Raw genomic sequence first — 16,975 nt, forward strand, 5'->3', positions numbered from 1 at the left:
GCATTTGCCAGCGAAATCAAGGAGAAAACCAGTGGCAATTCGACTCGAAGACAAGAAGGCGATCGTCGCTGAAGTCAACGAGACTGCCGGTGGTGCTCTGTCTGTGGTCCTGGCTGACTACCGTGGTATCACCTCTGGTGATATGACGGCCCTGCGTGCCAAGGCTCGTGCCGAGCAGGTTCGCCTGAAGGTTGTTCGTAACAACCTGGCGAAGCGTGCGATTGAAGGTACCGAGTTCGAGTGCATCCGGGAAGCTCTGGTTGGTCCGACCATTCTGGCATTCTCCATGGAAGATCCGGGTGCGGCCGCGCGGCTGCTGAAGGATTTTGCCAAAGAGAAAGAGGTGTTCGAGATTAAAGGTTTGGCCGTCGGCGGTGAGCTGATGGGCGCAGACCAGATCGATCGCCTGGCCAAGCTGCCGACGCGTCACGAAGCGCTGTCCATGCTGGCCGCCGTTACTCAGGCACCGATCACCAAACTGGCACGGACCCTCAACGAATTCCCGTCGAAGGTTACCCGTGCTGTTGCGGCAGTTCGCGACCAGAAGCAAGACGCTGCTTGATTCTGTTGAATACGATTTTTTTAACATTGGGAGAAAGTCATGGCTCTGTCTAACGAAGACATTTTGAATGCAATCGCTGAAATGAGCGTAATGGATGTTGTTGCGCTGGTTGAAGCGATGGAAGAGAAGTTCGGCGTTTCTGCCGCTGCTGCTGTTGCCGCTGCGCCGGCTGCTGCTGGTGGCGAAGCTGCCGCTGCTGAAGAGCAGACTGAATTTGACGTTGTTCTGACCGGTGCCGGTGAGAAGAAAGTTAACGTCATCAAGGCCGTTCGTGAACTGACAGGCCTGGGCCTGAAAGAAGCGAAAGAAATGGTCGACAGTGCTCCGTCCACCGTTAAGGAAGCTGCTTCCAAGGACGACGCTGAAGAAGCCAAGAAGAAGCTTGAGGAAGCAGGCGCTTCAGTTGAGCTCAAGTAAGGGCTGGCTGTTGACCGCATACGTGCCTTAGGCATGAAAATGGCTGGTGGCAAGAGCCACCGGCCTTTTTCTGTTGTATATGCTATAACCTACAGCCCGAGTCTTGTTCAAGACGGCGCAGTTAGCCGAGCAATTCGGCCCCGAAGCAGGTAAATGGTTGCTTCTTGATACCAGGTATCAGGTCTAAAGCTGGGGAATGCAGATGACTTACTCCTACACTGAGAAAAAGCGGATCCGCAAAGATTTTAGTAAATTGCCTTCCGTGATGGATGTCCCCTATTTGCTGTCTATTCAGCTCGATTCTTACAGGGACTTCCTTCAAATGGAAGCGGCTTCGGATGCGCGCCAGGAAACTGGTTTGCACGCCGCCTTCAAATCCGTATTCCCGATTGTCAGTTACTCGGGCAACGCGGCGCTCGAATACGTGAGCTACCGCATTGGCGAGCCGGTATTTGATGTCAAGGAATGTCAGCTGCGGGGCGTGACCTATGCTGCACCGCTGCGGGTGAAGGTTCGTCTTATTATTTACGACAAAGAGTCGTCCAATAAGGCGATCAAGGACATCAAGGAACAGGAAGTCTACATGGGCGAAATGCCCCTGATGACGGAGAACGGTACCTTTGTTGTTAACGGTACCGAGCGGGTAATCGTATCCCAGTTGCACCGTTCACCGGGTGTCTTCTTCGATCACGACAAGGGCAAGACCCATTCCTCCGGTAAGCTGTTGTATTCAGCCCGGGTGATTCCTTACCGTGGTTCCTGGCTGGACTTCGAGTTCGATCCCAAAGACAGCGTCTTTGTCCGTATCGACCGTCGTCGTAAGCTGCCGGCCACGATTCTGTTGCGTGCCCTGAATTTCACCTCCGAGCAGATGCTGGAAATGTTCTTCGACACCAGCAAGTTCCGTCTGGGTGAAGAGTTCTGCATGTTGGAGCTGGTACCGAGCCGCCTGCGTGGTGATATCGCGACGTTCGACATCAAGGATCCGGACGGCACGGTCATCGTCGAGGAAGGCCGTCGTGTCACCGCACGCCATATCCGTCAGCTGGAAAAGGCGGGTATCAGCGAGCTTGAAGTTCCGACTGAATACCTTTACGGCCGCGTCACCGCCCGTGACATGGTTGATGAATCCACCGGTGAGCTGATTCTGGAGTGTAACTCCGAGCTGACCGAAGAATCCGTAGAGAAGCTGCTCAAGGCCGGCATCAAGGAGCTTGAGACGCTCTACACCAATGATCTGGACTGCGGTCCGTTCATGTCCGACACCCTGCGCAACGATCCGACCCGCAACCCGCTGGAAGCGCTGGTTGAGATCTATCGCATGATGCGCCCGGGTGAGCCGCCCACCAAGGAGTCGGCTGAAAACCTGTTCAACAACCTCTTCTTCTCGGAAGAGCGTTATGACCTGTCTGCGGTCGGCCGCATGAAGCTGAACCGTCGTCTGGGTCGCGAAGAATCCACGGGTCCGGGAACCCTGACGAACGACGACATCATCGACGTTCTGAAGACCCTGATTGCCATTCGTAACGGCCAGGGCAATGTCGATGACATCGATAACCTGGGGAACCGTCGTATCCGTTCCGTCGGTGAGATGGCCGAGAACCAGTTCCGTGTGGGGCTGGTCCGGGTCGAGCGCGCGGTACGCGAGCGTCTGAGCCTGGCTGAAAGCGAAGGCCTGATGCCGCAGGATCTGATTAACGCCAAGCCGGTCGCGGCTGCCGTTAAAGAGTTCTTCGGTTCCAGTCAGCTGTCCCAGTTCATGGACCAGAACAACCCGCTGTCCGAAGTCACGCACAAGCGTCGTGTTTCGGCTCTGGGGCCTGGTGGTCTGACCCGTGAACGTGCCGGCTTCGAAGTGCGGGACGTGCACCCGACCCACTACGGTCGTGTCTGCCCGATCGAAACGCCGGAAGGCCCGAACATCGGTCTGATCAACTCGCTGGCCACCTACGCCCGCACCAACTCCTACGGTTTCCTGGAGTCTCCGTACCGGAAGGTGGTCGATGGCGTGGTCACGGACGAGATCCAGTATCTGTCCGCGATCGAGGAGAGCAACTACGTTATCGCTCAGGCCAGTGCGGCAACCGATGAGAACGGCAAGCTGGTCGACGAGCTGGTGACCGTGCGCCACCAGAACGAATTCACTGTGACGCCGCCGGAAAATGTCCGCTTTATGGACGTGTCTCCGCGCCAGGTTGTGTCCGTGGCGGCATCGCTGATCCCGTTCCTGGAGCACGATGACGCGAACCGGGCCCTGATGGGGGCGAACATGCAGCGTCAGGCGGTGCCGACCCTGCGTGCGGACAAACCGCTGGTGGGTACCGGTATCGAGCGTATCGTGGCGCAGGATTCCGGTGTCTGCGTAACCGCGCGTCGCGGTGGCCTGGTCGAAAGCGTCGATGCGGCCCGTATCGTTATCCGGGTCAACGACGACGAGACCGAAGCCGGTGATGCCGGTGTGGACATCTACAACCTGACCAAATACACGCGCTCCAACCAGAACACGTGTATCAACCAGCGCTCCATCGTCAAGCAGGGCGAAATGATTGCCCGCGGCGATGTCCTGGCCGACGGTCCGTCCGTCGATCTGGGTGAGCTGGCTCTGGGTCAGAACATGCGTATCGCGTTCATGCCCTGGAACGGCTACAACTTCGAGGACTCCATCCTGGTGTCCGAGAAAGTTGTTCAGGACGATCGCTTCACCACGATCCACATCCAGGAACTGACCTGTGTGGCCCGTGACACGAAGCTGGGCAGCGAGGAAATCACTGCGGATATCCCGAACGTCGGCGAGAGCGCTCTGTCCAAGCTGGACGAGTCCGGTATCGTCTACATCGGTGCTGAGGTGGGTGCCGGCGATATCCTTGTGGGCAAGGTGACGCCGAAAGGCGAAACCCAGCTGACACCAGAGGAAAAGCTGCTGCGTGCCATCTTCGGTGAGAAGGCGTCTGACGTGAAAGACACGTCCTCACGCGTGCCGACCGGCACACGCGGGACGGTCATTGACGTGCAGGTCTTCACACGCGACGGTATCGAGAAAGACCAGCGTGCCCTGTCCATCGAGAAAGATCAGCTGGACCAGTTCCGCAAGGATCTGAAAGACGAGTACCGCATTGTTGAGGGCGCGACCTACGAGCGTCTGACCAATGCACTCAAGAATCAGGAAGTAATCAGCGGTCCGGGTCTGAAGAAGGGTGCCAAGCTGGATCAGGCATTCCTGGCCGAGCTGCCGAAGGACGACTGGTTCAAGCTGCGCATGAAGGACGAGGCTCTGAACGAGCTGCTCGAGAAATCCGAGCAGGGTCTGGAAGATCGTCGCAAGGTGCACGAAGAGCGTTTTGAAGACAAGAAGCGCAAGCTGCAGCAGGGCGATGATCTGGCGCCGGGCGTTCTGAAGATCGTCAAGGTGTACCTGGCGATCAAGCGCCGGATTCAGCCGGGTGACAAGATGGCCGGCCGTCACGGTAACAAAGGTGTTATCTCCGCCGTTATGCCGGTGGAAGACATGCCGTATGACGAGCAGGGCAATCCGGTCGATGTGGTTCTGAACCCGCTGGGTGTTCCGTCGCGGATGAACGTCGGTCAGGTCCTGGAGACGCACCTGGGTGCGGCCGCCAAAGGGCTGGGCCACAAGATCAACGCCATGATCGAGCAGCAGAAGAAAGTGGCTGAGATTCGCGAACTGCTGGACGCGATCTACAACCACAGCGACAAGACCTTTGCGGTCCCGCTCGATTCTCTGTCTGACGACGAGATCATGGAGTTGGCGCGTAACCTGCGCGAAGGGGTTCCGATGGCGACTGCCGTCTTCGACGGTGCCAAGGAAGCTGAAGTGAAGCGCATGCTGGAGCTGGCCGATATGGACACCAGCGGCCAGGTCACGCTTTACGACGGCCGTACAGGTGATGAGTTTGATCGTCCGGTGACCGTGGGCTACATGTACATGCTGAAGCTCAACCACCTGATCGACGACAAGATGCACGCCCGTTCCACCGGTTCGTACAGCCTTGTAACCCAGCAGCCGCTGGGCGGTAAGGCGCAGTTCGGTGGTCAGCGCTTCGGTGAGATGGAAGTCTGGGCCCTTGAGGCCTACGGCGCAGCTTACACGCTGCAGGAAATGCTCACCGTCAAGTCTGACGACGTGAACGGTCGGACGAAGATGTACAAGAACATTGTCGATGGCGACCATCGTATGGAACCGGGTATGCCCGAATCCTTCAACGTTCTTGTCAAGGAAATCCGCTCGCTGGGTATCGACATCGAGCTGGAATCCGACTGAGCCGAATTGTTTTTTGGCAGCGTGAGCGGGCACGGTGACGTGCCCGCCCGAGATTAACGCCATCCGGAGCTGTTACTGATGAAAGATTTGCTGAATCTTCTCAAGAGCCAGAACCAGAAGCAGGAATTTGACGCCATCCGCATTGGTCTGGCGTCGCCTGACATGATTCGCTCGTGGTCCTTCGGCGAGGTCAAGAAGCCGGAGACCATCAACTACCGTACGTTCAAGCCTGAGCGTGACGGTCTTTTCTGCGCCAAGATCTTCGGTCCGATCAAGGATTACGAGTGTCTGTGCGGTAAATACAAGCGCCTGAAGCACCGCGGCGTTATCTGTGAGAAGTGCGGTGTTGAAGTCGCACTGGCCAACGTGCGCCGTGAGCGCATGGGCCACATCGAGCTGGCCAGCCCGGTCGCCCATATCTGGTTCCTCAAGTCGCTGCCGTCCCGCATCGGCCTGATGATGGATATGACGCTGCGCGACATCGAGCGCGTACTGTATTTTGAGTCCTTTATCGTGATCGATCCGGGCATGACCACGCTGGAGCGCGGTCAACTGCTGAACGACGAGCAGTACTACGAAGCCCTGGAAGAGTTCGGCGACGAATTCGACGCCCGCATGGGTGCCGAAGCGGTTAAGGCCCTGTTGGAAGACATCGACCTGCAGGCGGAAGTGGATCAGCTGCGAGAAGAAATTCCGCAGACCAATTCCGAAACCAAGATCAAGAAGCTGAGCAAGCGCCTGAAGCTGCTCGAAGCGTTCCTGTATTCCGGCAACCGTCCGGGCGACATGATCATGACCGTTCTGCCGGTCCTGCCGCCGGACCTGCGTCCGCTGGTGCCGCTGGATGGTGGCCGTTTCGCAACCTCCGATCTGAACGATCTGTATCGTCGCGTCATCAACCGGAACAACCGTCTCAAGCGCCTGCTGGAGCTCAACGCACCGGACATCATCGTGCGTAACGAGAAGCGGATGCTGCAAGAAGCGGTGGATGCGCTGCTGGACAACGGCCGTCGCGGCCGTGCCATTACCGGCACCAACAAGCGCCCGCTGAAGTCCCTGGCTGACATGATCAAGGGTAAGCAGGGCCGTTTCCGTCAGAACCTGCTGGGTAAGCGGGTCGACTACTCCGGTCGTTCCGTCATCGTGGTTGGTCCGTACCTGCGTCTGCATCAGTGCGGTCTGCCGAAAAAGATGGGCCTGGAACTGTTCAAGCCGTTTATCTTTGCGAAGCTCGAGCACCGTGGACTGGCGACCACCATCAAGGCCGCCAAGAAGATGGTCGAGCGCGAAGAAGCGGTCGTCTGGGACATCCTGGACGAGGTGATTCGCGAGCATCCGATCCTGCTGAACCGGGCACCGACCCTGCACCGTCTGGGTATCCAGGCGTTCGAGCCGGTCCTGATCGAAGGTAAGGCCATCCAGCTGCACCCGCTGGTGTGTGCGGCCTACAACGCCGACTTCGACGGTGACCAGATGGCGGTCCACGTACCGCTGACCCTGGAAGCCCAGCTCGAAGCCCGTGCGCTGATGATGTCCACCAACAACGTGCTGTCGCCGGCCAACGGCGAGCCGATCATCGTGCCGTCGCAGGACGTTGTACTGGGTCTTTATTACATGACCCGGGAGCGTAAGACCGCTCTGGGCGAAGGCCGCACGTTTGCCGATACCAAAGAAGTACATCGTGCTTACGGTGCCGGCAAGGTCGACCTGCAAGCCAAGATCAAGGTTCGGGTCAAGGAAGTGGTCCGCGACGAAGAGAGTGGTGAGCTGAACGAGAGCTACAACATCGTTGATACCACGGTCGGTCGTGCGCTGCTGTTTGACATCGTGCCGGACGGCATGCCGTTTGAAATCGTCAACAAGCCGATGGTCAAGAAGGCGATCTCCAACCTGATCAACGTGTGCTACCGCACCGTGGGTCTGAAGGAGTCTGTCATCTTCGCCGATCAGCTGATGTACACCGGTTTCCATTACGCGACGGTGTCCGGCACCTCGATTGGTGTAAACGACTTTGAAATTCCGCCCGAAAAGTACGAGATGATCAGTGCGGCCGAAGACGAGGTTCTGGAGATTGAATCCCAGTACGCCTCCGGTCTGCTGACGCAGGGCGAGAAGTACAACAAGGTCATCGATATCTGGTCCCGTGCCAACGACAAGGTGTCCAAGGCGATGATGGAGCGCCTCTCCAAAGAGGAGGTGTTCGACGCCGAAGGCAAGCAGGTCATGGGCGAAGACGGTGAGCCGGAGTATCAGGAATCCTTTAACTCGGTCTATATGATGGCAGACTCCGGTGCGCGGGGTTCCGCCGCCCAGATCCGCCAGTTGGCCGGTATGCGGGGCCTGATGGCCAAGCCGGATGGCTCCATCATCGAGACGCCGATCACCGCGAACTTCCGTGAAGGTCTGAACGTACTGCAGTACTTCATCTCGACCCACGGTGCTCGTAAGGGTCTGGCGGATACGGCTCTGAAGACCGCGAACTCCGGTTACCTGACCCGTCGTCTGGTCGACGTGTCTCAGGACCTGGTCGTGACCGAGAACGATTGCGGTACCGATGAAGGTCTGCTGATGACGCCGCACATCGAAGGTGGCGACGTGGTTGTACCGCTGGGCGATCGTGTCCTGGGGCGTGTGACGGCGCGTGACGTGTTCACGCCGACCGACAAGGAAAACGCGGTGGTTCCGGAAGGTACGCTGCTGGACGAGAAAACCATCGAGATGGTCGAGAAGGCCGGTGTCGATGAAATCTGGGTGCGTTCAGCCATCACCTGTGACACCAAGCACGGCGTGTGCTCGATGTGTTACGGCCGCGATCTGGCCCGTGGTCATCAGGTCAACGTGGGTGAGGCCGTCGGTGTTATCGCGGCCCAGTCCATCGGTGAGCCGGGTACCCAGCTCACCATGCGGACGTTCCACATCGGTGGTGCGGCCAGTCGGGCGTCTGCGGTGGACAACATCCAGGTCAAGCACGGTGGCACGGTCCGCCTGCACAACCTGAAGTCCATCGAGAAAGCCGACGGTACGCTGGTGGTTGTGTCCCGCTCCTCCGCTCTGGCGATTGCCGACGAGCAGGGTCGTGAGCGTGAGTGGTACAAGCTGCCTTACGGTGCGATGTTGTCCGTGAAGCAGGGTGATGTGGTCGAAGCCGGCGCCGTTGTGGCCAAGTGGGATCCGCATACGCACCCGATCATCGCGGAAGGCAATGGTACCGCCAAGTTCGTGGGTATGGACCAGGGCATCACCGTTCGCACGCAGACGGATGAAATGACCGGTCTGTCCACCGTTCAGGTGATCGACCCGAAAGAGCGTCCTGCCGCGGGTAAAGATATCCGTCCGATGGTCCAGGTCGTTGACGACAAGGGCGAGGAAATCGAGTTGCCCGGCGGCAGTCCGGCGCAGTATTTCCTGCCGGCCAATGCTCTGGTGACGTTGAGCAACGGTGGCAAGGTCGAAATCGGTGACGTGGTCGCCCGTATCCCGCAGGAAAGCTCGAAGACCCGGGACATCACCGGTGGTCTGCCGCGGGTTGCCGACCTGTTTGAGGCGCGTCGTCCGAAAGAGCCGTCTATCCTGGCGGAAATTTCCGGCACCGTGTCCTTCGGTAAAGAAACCAAAGGCAAGAAGCGTCTGGTGATCACGCCGAAAGACGGTGATCCGTATGAAGTGCTGATTCCGAAGTATCGCCAGCTCAACGTGTTTGAAGGTGAAACCGTTGAGAAGGGTGAGGTCATCGCGGATGGTCCGTCCAACCCGCACGATATCCTTCGCCTGCTGGGTGTGGTGGAACTGGCCAAGTACATCACCAACGAGATCCAGGACGTTTACCGTCTGCAGGGTGTTGTGATCAACGACAAACACATCGAGGTGATTGTTCGCCAGATGCTGCGTAAGGTCGAGATCACGGATCCGGGCGATACCGGCTTCATCTCCGGTGATAACGTCGAGTATCACCTGGTGGTGGAAGCAAACGAGAAGATGGACGCCGAAGACAAAGAACCGGCCAAGTTCGAGCGTTTGCTGCTGGGTATCACCAAGGCCTCGCTGGCGACCGACTCCTTCATCTCTGCCGCATCGTTCCAGGAAACGACGCGCGTATTGACCGAAGGCGCCGTCACCGGCAAGCGGGATTACCTGCGTGGCCTGAAAGAGAACGTTGTTGTGGGCCGCCTGATTCCGGCAGGTACCGGTCTGGCTTACCACAATGAACGCCGTCGCAAGCGCGACACCGTCGACAGCCAGGGTGTAACGGCTGAAGACGTGGTCGAAGCGCTGAGTGCGGAGCTTAACCGCTAGTCCCGGAAACTACGGACCGGCGGTTGGTCAAAAAGGAAGCAGTCTTCTTGACTGACCAGGGACGCAGGCTTAAACTTGCGTCCCTTAATTTTGCCCCTCGGGGCGATATCAATGATCCAGTATTTTGGAGTTTGCTTACATGGCAACGATTAATCAGTTGGTACGTAAGCCTCGTAAACGCAAGATGGCGAAAAGCGACGTCCCGGCGCTTCAGAGCTGTCCGCAACGTCGGGGTGTATGTACTCGTGTATACACCACCACGCCGAAGAAGCCGAACTCAGCACTGCGTAAAGTGTGCCGTGTTCGTCTGACCAACGGTTACGAGGTGTCTTCCTACATTGGTGGTGAAGGCCACAACCTGCAGGAGCACAGTGTTGTGCTGATCCGCGGCGGTCGAGTAAAAGACTTGCCGGGTGTTCGCTATCACACTGTTCGCGGTACTTTGGATACCCAGGGTGTTCAGAACCGTAAGCAGGGCCGTTCCAAGTACGGTACTAAACGACCCAAGTCCTAATTTCCCTAAGCGGGTCTTTTATCGTTGCCAAACGACGATAAGAGTAAGGCTGAGTAGTCGAATGACTATCTCAGGGGTTCCTGAAGACCTTTTTTACAGAGGGCTTATCGATGCCTAGAAGAAGAGTTGCAGCAAAACGGGAAATCATCCCGGATCCTAAATTTGGCAGCCAGCGTCTGGCCAAATTCATCAACCACGTTATGGAAAGCGGCAAGAAAGCCGTAGCCGAGCGCATTGTTTACGGCGCGCTCGATATCGTGGCTGACAAGTCCAAAGAAGAGCCGATCGAGATGTTCGAAAAGGCTCTGGAGAACATCCAGCCGATGGTTGAGGTTAAGTCCCGTCGTGTTGGTGGTGCGACCTACCAGGTGCCGGTTGAAGTGCGTCCTTCTCGTCAGAACGCACTGGCTATGCGCTGGTTGGTTGAGTTCTCACGCAAGCGTGGTGAAAAGTCCATGGCCCAGCGTCTGGCCGGCGAAATTCTGGATGCTGCCGACAGCAAGGGTGCGGCAGTCAAGAAGCGCGAAGACGTTCATCGCATGGCCGAAGCCAACAAGGCTTTCTCTCACTTCCGTTTCTGATAAGCCGAGGTTTTTACTGTGGCACGCAAGACCCCAATTAAGCGCTATCGCAATATCGGGATTTGTGCGCACGTTGATGCGGGCAAAACCACGACCACCGAGCGCGTTCTGTTCTATACGGGTATCTCTCACAAGATTGGTGAGGTACACGACGGTGCGGCGACCATGGACTGGATGGAGCAGGAGCAGGAGCGTGGTATTACCATCACCTCTGCTGCCACCACCTGTTTCTGGAGTGGCATGGACCAGCAGTACGATGAGCACCGTATCAACATCATCGATACCCCGGGACACGTTGACTTTACCATCGAGGTAGAGCGTTCCCTGCGGGTTCTGGATGGTGCCGTTGTTGTTTTCTGTGGTTCTTCCGGTGTTGAGCCCCAGTCCGAAACGGTATGGCGCCAGGCCAACAAATACGAAGTGCCGCGCATGGTCTTCGTGAACAAGATGGACCGTGCCGGTGCTAACTTCCTGCGCGTCGTTGATCAGATCAAGAGCCGTCTGGGCGCCACGCCGGTGCCGATTCAGCTGCCGATCGGCGCTGAGGAAGACTTTGCAGGTGTTATCGACCTGATCCGTAACAAGGCCATCTACTGGAACGAAGATGACGCTGGCGCGACCTACGACCAGCGCGACGTGCCGGAAGATATGGCGGACGAAGTGGCGATGTACCGCGAGCAGATGGTTGAGGCCGCTGCCGAAGCCAACGAAGAGCTGATGGAGAAGTACCTCGAGGAAGGCGAGCTGTCGATCGAGGACATCAAGAAAGGCCTGCGTCTGCGTACCATCGCTAACGAAATCGTTGTCGCAACTTGTGGCTCTGCCTTCAAGAACAAGGGTGTCCAGGCGGTTCTGGACTCCGTTATCGAATTCCTGCCGGCGCCTGACGAAGTCAAGGCGATCCGTGGCGAAGTCGATGATGAAGGCACTGAAGAAACCCGTCCGGTTGATGACAATGCTCCGTTCGCGGCTCTGGCGTTCAAGATCGCCACCGACCCGTTCGTGGGCACGCTGACCTTCTTCCGCGTGTACTCCGGTAAGCTGGAGTCCGGTCAGTCCGTCTACAACTCGGTCAAGCTCAAGAAAGAGCGTGTCGGCCGTATGGTCCAGATGCACTCCAAAGAGCGTCAGGAAATCAAAGAGGTTCTGGCGGGTGACATCGCAGCGGCTATCGGTCTGAAGAGCGTCACCACCGGTGATACTCTGTGTGACGAAAGCGCCAAGATCGTTCTTGAGCGCATGGAATTCCCGGAGCCGGTTATCTCCGTTGCGGTTGAGCCGAAATCCAAGGCTGACCAGGAGAAAATGGGCGTGGCTCTCGGCAAGCTGGCGCAGGAAGATCCGTCTTTCCGTGTCCGCACCGATGAAGAGTCCGGCCAGACCATCATCTCCGGTATGGGTGAGCTTCACCTGGATATCATCGTTGACCGTATGCGTCGCGAGTTCAAGGTGGAAGCGAACATCGGTAAGCCTCAGGTGGCTTATCGTGAGTGCATCCGTAAAGCGGTTGATGTCGAAGGCAAGTTCGTTCGTCAGTCCGGTGGTCGTGGTCAGTACGGTCACGTTCACGTGAAGTTCGAGCCGATTCCGCTGGATGACGAAGATGCTGAAAACTTCATCTTCGTGAATGAAATCGTGGGTGGTGTGGTTCCCAAGGAATACATCCCGGCGGTTTCCCAGGGCATCGAAGAGCAGATGCAGAACGGTATCCTGGCGGGCTACCCGCTGCTGGGTATCAAGGCGACGCTGCACGATGGTTCCTATCACGATGTTGACTCGAACGAGATGGCGTTCAAGATCGCTGGCTCCATGGCGCTGAAGAAAGCCGCCGAGCAGGCGAGTCCGGCGCTCCTCGAGCCGATGATGAAGGTCGAAGTCGTTACCCCGGAAGACTACATGGGTGACGTAGTAGGTGACCTGAACCGTCGTCGTGGTCTCGTTCAGGGTATGGAAGATAGCCCTGCGGGCAAAATCATCCGTGCCGAGGTTCCGTTGTCGGAGATGTTCGGTTACGCCACCGATCTGCGTTCTGCAACGCAAGGTCGTGCGTCCTACGCGATGGAGTTCGCTGGTTACTCAGAAGCTCCTTCGAACATTGCCGAAGCGATCATTAAAAAGGGTTGATACCCGGATCTAAGAAACAGGAAGAGGTGTAACCGTGTCTAAAGAAAAATTTGAGCGTAATAAACCGCACGTGAACGTGGGCACGATTGGCCACGTTGACCATGGTAAAACCACGCTGACAGCCGCCCTGACTCGTGTGTGTCACGAGGTTTGGGGTACGGGTACTGCAAGTGCTTTCGACCAGATCGATAACGCACCGGAAGAGAAGGCGCGTGGTATCACCATCGCGACGTCTCACGTTGAGTACGATTCCCCGACGCGTCACTACGCGCACGTTGACTGCCCGGGCCACGCCGACTACGTGAAGAACATGATCACGGGTGCGGCACAGATGGACGGCGCGATCCTGGTTTGCTCCGCAGCTGACGGCCCGATGCCGCAGACGCGTGAGCACATCCTGCTGTCCCGTCAGGTCGGCGTTCCGTTCATCGTTGTGTTCCTGAACAAAGCGGACATGGTCGATGACGAAGAGCTGCTGGAACTGGTTGAGATGGAAGTGCGTGACCTGCTGAGCCAGTACGACTTCCCGGGCGACGACACGCCGATCATCACCGGTTCTGCGCTGATGGCGCTGGAAGGCAAGGATGACAACGAAATGGGTACAACCGCTGTCAAGAAGCTGGTTGAAGCCCTGGCCGAGTACATCCCTGAGCCGGAGCGTGCGATCGATCAGCCGTTCCTGATGCCGATCGAGGACGTCTTCTCCATCTCCGGTCGTGGTACCGTTGTGACCGGTCGTGTTGAGCGTGGCATCATCAAGGTGGGTGACGAAGTGGAAATCGTGGGTATCCGCGACACCACCAAGACCACCTGTACCGGTGTTGAGATGTTCCGTAAGCTGCTGGACGAAGGTCGCGCGGGTGAGAACGTGGGTGTTCTGCTGCGTGGTACCAAGCGTGACGACGTTGAGCGTGGTCAGGTCCTGGCGGTGCCGGGTTCCATTACCCCGCACACCAAGTTCGAGTCCGAAGTTTACGTGCTGAGCAAAGAAGAAGGTGGTCGTCATACGCCGTTCTTCAAGGGCTACCGTCCGCAGTTCTACTTCCGTACCACCGACGTAACGGGTGCGTGTGAGCTGCCGGAAGGTGTCGAGATGGTTATGCCGGGTGACAACGTCAAGCTGGTTGCCACTCTGATTGCCCCGATCGCCATGGAAGAAGGTCTGCGCTTCGCGATTCGCGAAGGTGGCCGTACCGTTGGCGCGGGTGTTGTAGCCAAGATCATCGAGTAATCGATCGGTCTTCGGGAAAAGGGGCTGCTTTGTGCAGCCCCTTTTTCTATGAAGATAGGTAATTATCCGACTGTAGAGGGAGATGATGTCGCACGCCTGCTTGACAGGGTTGTGCGTTCTGCATACAATGCGGCTCCTTTTTTTAAGGTCGGCTAACAGTAGCTGCTACGAGTGGAGTTTGGTGCAACATGCAAAGCCAAAAGATCAGAATTCGGTTGAAGGCGTTTGATTATCGCCTGATCGACCAGTCCACGCAGGAGATCGTCGATACCGCGAAGCGGACCGGCGCTCAGGTGCGTGGTCCGATTCCTCTGCCGACGCGCAAGGAAAAGTACACGGTATTGATCTCTCCGCACGTCAACAAAGACGCGCGCGATCAGTATGAAATTCGTACGCATAAGCGTCTGCTCGACATTGTTGAGCCGACGGAAAAGACAGTAGATGCATTGATGAAGCTTGATCTGGCTGCCGGTGTAGACGTTCAGATCAGCCTCGGCTAACGCGCAACGCGTTGGTTTGTGTAACTGTCGTAAGGCCATAGAGGGTGAGAGCCCCGTACACTTTAAGAGGTGAAACATGGCAATTGGTGTTGTCGGTCGTAAGGCCGGTATGACCCGTATTTTTACGGATGACGGGCGCGCAGTGCCCGTAACGGTGATTGAGGTTGAAGCCAACCGTATCACCCAACTCAAGACACTCGAGTCAGATGGCTACCGTGCAGTCCAGGTGACTGTTGGTAAGCGTCGCGCTTCCCGTGTAACCAAGAGTGAGTCCGGACATTTCGCCAAGGCGGGCGTAGAAGCTGGTCGTGGCGTATGGGAATTTCGTCTGGCAGATGGCGAAGGTGAAGACCTTCAGGCCGGCGGCGAAATCGTAGCTACTACCTTTGAAGCGGGTCAGTTCGTTGATGCAACGGCGACCTCCAAGGGTAAGGGCTTTGCCGGTACCGTCAAGCGCTGGAATTTCTCCATGCAGGACGCCACTCACGGTAACTCCCTGTCGCATCGGGCGCCTGGTTCAATTGGTCAGAACCAGACTCCGGGTAAAGTTTTCAAAGGCAAGAAGATGGCTGGCCAGATGGGCAATGAGCGGGTCACCGTTCAGAACCTGGAAGTGGTCCGCGTCGATGCTGAGCGCAACCTGCTGCTCGTCAAAGGTGCCGTTCCCGGCGCTACTGGCGGCGACGTTGTCATCAAGCCTGCAGTTAAAGCCTGAGGAGCGATGCGATGGAACTGAAAATTACTGGTAGCAGCGAAGGCGTTTCCGTATCTGACGCCGCATTCGCGAAAGATTTCAACGAGTCGCTGGTCCATCAGGTCGTGACGGCTTATATGGCCGGCGGTCGCCAGGGCACTCGTGCCCAGAAGACCCGCTCTGAAGTGAGTGGCGGTGGTAAGAAGCCATGGCGCCAGAAGGGTACCGGTCGCGCCCGTGCGGGTACGATTCGTAGCCCGATCTGGCGTAGCGGTGGTGTGACGTTTGCTGCCAAGCCGCAAGATCACTCCCAGAAAGTGAACCGCAAGATGTACCGTGCGGCACTGCGCTCTATTTTCTCTGAGCTGGTGCGTCAGGAGCGTCTGGTCGTGGTTGACGACGTGGTTGTTGACTCGCCCAAGACCAAGGCTTTCAGCGCAAAGCTCAAGGATCTGGGTGTGTCCAATGCGCTGATTCTGGCAGATACCGTCGAGCAGAACCTGCACCTGGCTTCGCGCAATATTCCGCACGTTGATGTGCGTGACGTTGCCGGTCTGGATCCGGTGAGCCTGGTTGCTCACGAGAACGTTGTGGTTACCGTGCCGGCTCTGAAGAAGATTGAGGAGATGCTGGGATGAATCAGGAACGTATTTATAAGGTCCTGCTGGGACCGCATGTTTCCGAGAAGGCCTCCTTGGTCGCCGAAAACAACCAGGTTGTATTTCGAGTCGCGGCTGACGCTACCAAGCCGGAGGTTAAACGCGCTGTTGAGCAACTGTTCAACGTCAAAGTCGAAGGTGTTCAGATCCTGAACCGCAAGGGTAAGTTGAAGCGCACGGTACGTGGCTTCGGTAAGCGCGATGATCTTCGCAAAGCTTACGTTCGTCTTGCGGAAGGTCAGGAAATCGACTTTGTGGATGTGGAATAAGGTAAAGGGGTCGTAAAATGCCGATCGTCAAAACCAAGCCAACATCGCCCGGCCGCCGTCACGTTGTAAAGACTTACAACCCTGACCTGCACAAAGGCAAGCCTTTCGAGCCGTTGGTTGAATCTCTGAGCCGCACCGGTGGTCGTAACCATTTCGGTCGGATCACCACGCGTCATGTCGGTGGTGGCCACAAGCGTCATTACCGTCTGATCGACTTTAAGCGGACCAAAGATGGTATCCCGGCCGTTGTAGAACGTCTGGAATACGATCCGAACCGATCTGCGCACATTGCGCTGCTCAAGTACGCCGATGGCGAGCGTCGCTACATTATCGCTCCCAAGGGTGTCGTAGTAGGGCAGGAAGTGCGCTCTGGCATCGACGCGCCAATCAAGGTGGGTAGCACGCTGCCGCTCCGGAATATTCCGGTCGGTTCCGTCATCCACTGCGTCGAACTCAAGCCTGGAAAGGGTGCTCAGCTGGCTCGCAGTGCGGGCGCATCCGTACAGCTGGTTGCTCGTGAAGGCGCGTATGCAACGCTGCGTCTTCGTTCAGGTGAAATGCGTAAGGTGCTTGTTGAGTGTCGTGCAACGTTGGGCGAAGTGTCCAACAGCGAGCACACCCTCAAGCAGCTTGGTAAAGCGGGTGCATCACGTTGGCGCGGCAAACGCCCAACAGTACGTGGTGTTGCTATGAACCCAGTTGACCACCCGCATGGTGGTGGTGAAGGGCGTACCTCTGGCGGGCGTCACCCGGTTACTCCGTGGGGTGTTCCGACCAAAGGGCATAAGACTCGTAAGAACAAGCGTACTGACCGAATGATAGTACGTCGTCGTTCAGCCAAGTAAACGACTA

The 16,975-nt window shown here is 57.3% G+C and carries 13 protein-coding genes; all 13 read left to right on the plus strand.

What is annotated here, in order from left to right; translation table 11 throughout:
* The first annotated feature begins 31 nt into the window (after positions 1 to 31).
* A complete protein-coding gene (rplJ, locus tag JL474_RS20465) occupies positions 32 to 562 on the plus strand; it encodes a 50S ribosomal protein L10 (RefSeq protein WP_123634093.1) in 531 nt (176 codons plus the stop codon).
* A 39-nt stretch (positions 563 to 601) separates the two neighbouring features.
* Complete coding sequence (rplL, locus tag JL474_RS20470) at positions 602 to 979, plus strand: 50S ribosomal protein L7/L12 (protein ID WP_123634094.1); 378 nt, start codon at positions 602 to 604, stop codon at positions 977 to 979.
* Positions 980 to 1,181: 202 nt separating this feature from the next.
* Positions 1,182 to 5,258: a DNA-directed RNA polymerase subunit beta gene (gene rpoB / locus JL474_RS20475; protein ID WP_203143798.1), complete on the plus strand. Its 4,077-nt coding sequence runs from the start codon at positions 1,182 to 1,184 to the stop codon at positions 5,256 to 5,258.
* A 78-nt stretch (positions 5,259 to 5,336) separates the two neighbouring features.
* The gene (rpoC, locus tag JL474_RS20480) at positions 5,337 to 9,551 is read left to right on the plus strand and encodes a DNA-directed RNA polymerase subunit beta' (protein WP_123634096.1); all 4,215 of its coding nucleotides are present in this window, start codon (positions 5,337 to 5,339) and stop codon (positions 9,549 to 9,551) included.
* Positions 9,552 to 9,690: 139 nt separating this feature from the next.
* Positions 9,691 to 10,065, plus strand: a complete 375-nt coding sequence (rpsL, locus tag JL474_RS20485) for a 30S ribosomal protein S12 (RefSeq protein WP_123634097.1) — start codon at positions 9,691 to 9,693, stop codon at positions 10,063 to 10,065.
* Positions 10,066 to 10,175: 110 nt separating this feature from the next.
* Positions 10,176 to 10,646 carry a 30S ribosomal protein S7 gene (gene rpsG, locus JL474_RS20490; RefSeq protein ID WP_111498316.1) on the plus strand — a complete coding sequence of 157 codons (471 nt, stop codon included), beginning with the start codon at positions 10,176 to 10,178 and terminating at the stop codon, positions 10,644 to 10,646.
* Positions 10,647 to 10,664: 18 nt separating this feature from the next.
* On the plus strand, positions 10,665 to 12,770 hold the full coding sequence (gene fusA, locus JL474_RS20495; RefSeq protein WP_123634098.1) for an elongation factor G: 2,106 nt from the start codon (positions 10,665 to 10,667) through the stop codon (positions 12,768 to 12,770).
* A gap of 34 nt (positions 12,771 to 12,804) precedes the next feature.
* The gene (gene tuf, locus JL474_RS20500) at positions 12,805 to 14,001 is read left to right on the plus strand and encodes an elongation factor Tu (protein ID WP_203143800.1); all 1,197 of its coding nucleotides are present in this window, start codon (positions 12,805 to 12,807) and stop codon (positions 13,999 to 14,001) included.
* Positions 14,002 to 14,189: 188 nt separating this feature from the next.
* A complete protein-coding gene (rpsJ, locus tag JL474_RS20505; protein ID WP_004580743.1) occupies positions 14,190 to 14,501 on the plus strand; it encodes a 30S ribosomal protein S10 in 312 nt (103 codons plus the stop codon).
* A 76-nt stretch (positions 14,502 to 14,577) separates the two neighbouring features.
* Positions 14,578 to 15,216, plus strand: coding sequence for a 50S ribosomal protein L3 (gene rplC / locus JL474_RS20510; RefSeq protein ID WP_123634099.1), 639 nt, complete (start codon positions 14,578 to 14,580; stop codon positions 15,214 to 15,216).
* 11 nt (positions 15,217 to 15,227) lie between these two features.
* Positions 15,228 to 15,833 carry a 50S ribosomal protein L4 gene (gene rplD, locus JL474_RS20515; protein ID WP_123634100.1) on the plus strand — a complete coding sequence of 202 codons (606 nt, stop codon included), beginning with the start codon at positions 15,228 to 15,230 and terminating at the stop codon, positions 15,831 to 15,833.
* On the plus strand, positions 15,830 to 16,123 hold the full coding sequence (gene rplW / locus JL474_RS20520) for a 50S ribosomal protein L23 (RefSeq protein WP_111498311.1): 294 nt from the start codon (positions 15,830 to 15,832) through the stop codon (positions 16,121 to 16,123). The genes rplD and rplW overlap by 4 nt, the downstream gene beginning before the upstream one ends.
* Before the next feature lie 17 nt (positions 16,124 to 16,140).
* Positions 16,141 to 16,968: a 50S ribosomal protein L2 gene (rplB, locus tag JL474_RS20525; protein WP_123634101.1), complete on the plus strand. Its 828-nt coding sequence runs from the start codon at positions 16,141 to 16,143 to the stop codon at positions 16,966 to 16,968.
* Positions 16,969 to 16,975: the final 7 nt, after the last annotated feature.

Origin of the sequence: Marinobacter mangrovi, assembly GCF_016798325.1 — a bacterium.
Taxonomy (GTDB): domain Bacteria; phylum Pseudomonadota; class Gammaproteobacteria; order Pseudomonadales; family Oleiphilaceae; genus Marinobacter_A; species Marinobacter_A mangrovi.